Source organism: Gilliamella sp. B3023 (assembly GCF_026536845.1).
In the GTDB taxonomy this organism is placed as follows: domain Bacteria; phylum Pseudomonadota; class Gammaproteobacteria; order Enterobacterales; family Orbaceae; genus Gilliamella; species Gilliamella apicola_E.
In genome coordinates, this window is record NZ_JAFNNH010000032.1 from 1 (window position 1) to 2,374 (window position 2,374).

1 protein-coding gene is annotated in these 2,374 nt (G+C 37.7%); it reads left to right on the forward strand.

Translation table 11 applies throughout. The annotated features are described in order from the left end of the window. The first annotated feature begins 563 nt into the window (after nt 1–563). Entirely contained in the window at nt 564–1,916 is a 1,353-nt protein-coding gene (locus J3U16_RS11755) for a hypothetical protein (RefSeq protein WP_267343156.1), read from the forward strand. The last annotated feature ends 458 nt before the right edge of the window (nt 1,917–2,374 follow it).

Below are 2,374 nucleotides of genomic sequence, written 5' to 3' on the forward strand. Positions count from 1 at the left end.
AAAAAAAGTTGAGGAGCGGGGTTTTTGAGGTTTTAAATTTCACTTAAAAAGTTTTAAATGATCAAACTTACTAAATTTCTAATTCAAATCCCTAAAATAAAATTTTCGAGGATCTTTAATCATTTTTTGAAGATTTGTAATAATATCTTCAATTAAAACAGGAGTTAATCAATTATTTTTCAGATCTTTTTTAGATCCTTTTTAGATCCTATTTACAAAAGTTAATGTAAATGAGCGAAAAAAAGTGTTGCAACGTGTTTTTCCAATCACTATACTTTTTACGCGGTTTAGCTACGAGGCTAAAACGCAGCTTAGAAGTGTAAAATTTCAAATAAATCAAAAAACTACTTGACAGGATTGTCGCACATGTTTTATAATTTTCAACAGGCAACAGGCAACAGGCAACTTGGCCAACCTATAATTTAAATTCGTCTAAGTTTAGCTTCCGACATCTATTTTATACCGATACTTATTTTTCCGCGCAATTCTACGGAATTCTGCGCATTATCGCGCGATCCTTTTTTCGATCCTTCTCTCAATTATCCCGGCAGATTGTTTTTTTTGTGGCTCTTTTTCTTCCTTTTTCGGGGCACGCATTAACTTCACAGACAACTAGGAATGCGATACAGGGTAGTGCGCCGTATTTAACTTTCGATGGTGGTCGTACTCGTGTTGTTGATGCTAACGGTCTGCTTGGGATTACACTATCTGATGGTACACAATATACGCCTTTAAACAATCCTTCATCTTCTTCAACACCAATCGTCTTGCCAGACGCGGGGCAGAGTTTTGCTGATATTGGTATGTTGGTTCCTACTAATGCTAATTCAGTCGTTTTAAGTACGCTTATCGATCCACCTTATAATTATTGGGGTGATGATGATGGTGATGGAGACATTTCAGCTACCGGTTCTTTAAGTTTATCTATCGTCGATAAAAACGGCCGTGCGGTATCTCGTAATGCAGTACCAGAAATTTGTAAGGCACCTTATCAGGTAAAATTAAGCAGTACAGATGTGACATTAGCCACACGTTATGGTGTTCCTAGTAGTAGTAGTTTCAGCGCAAGTAATGCGACCTATTATATTTATCCTAATGCATCACCAATGATATGTTTTGCTAGGCCTAACTTAATGTATGGCAAGCTTGGTGATAATCAGGAATATCTATCTGATGATTATGCTGGTCCTGTTTCGATTTGGGACCCGGATAATGGTTTTCTTCCTCAGTCAACTTCCTCATCATCTTATGGTTTAAACTTTCCAACTACTGGTGCTCGTGGTTTGTACTTTGATTTAGTTATTGGTGGTGGAGCTTCGTTGTCTTGGTCACCGGTTTCTCTTGGTGGAATTACTGCTACAATGACAAATTCCCCAATTAATTCAGGAGCGGTGCGCGTTACTTTAACCGGTCCTTTCGCCACTGAATCCCAAATCAATTCTAGTAATCCAGGTCTTATACCAAAGCCATCTTTACCCCAAACTTTTGAGTTAGTTGGTCGTGATAGTAGAGGTAATGCAGTTGTTAAATATGGTTTTACGTTAAGAAAGTGGTTTGTCCTGCGTGGTTCTAGGGAAGACTCTCATTATGATAATTTATCTTGGTGTAATAGTCTTGGTTATCGAATGCCTCGTGTCAAGGATTTAACCAATGCAGTTCGTACAGATGCAGTCATACCTAGCGCCACTCCTTCCTCCCCTGATAATCATTACCAGCGTCGTATTGGTGCTGGTTTTATTTCGGAGTGGGGTAATCTATACGATTACCCAGGATTTGGTATTGGTACAGTCCGCTACATGTGGTTCTGGACTGATGACAAGGTTGGACCTAGTCCGGTTGTCGTGATCGAAGACGGTGCTGTGGTCTGGGGAGGTTCCTTCAACGTGGCCTCTCACGAGCTTTGCGTCTATCCTTAGTTAATTTCTTCGTCCTTCACCTTAATTCTTAGAACAGGGGGGAAAAGATAAAATTAAGTTATTAAAAGTAAGTTAGGAGCTAACGTCGTTGAGTTATAAAATAGCGATTTTGTGGCTTAGCGACGTTTGAATTACCCGCCTCGGCGGGTTTATTTTTGCGGTTTTTTATCGTAAAAAAAGTTGAGGAATGGGGTTTTTGGGGTTTTAAATGTCACTTAAAAATTATTAAAATATCAAAATCACTAAATTTCTAATTCAAAGCCCTAAAATAAAATTTTTGAGGATCTATCGCTCTAATTTTAAAGATTTGTAATTGTAATATATTCAATTAAAACAGCGGTTAACAAATTATAACTTAGATTCTTTTTAGATCCTATTTACAAAAGTTAACGTAAATGAGCGAAAAAAAGTGTTGCATCGTGTTTTTCCAATCACTATACTTTTTACACGGTTTTAGC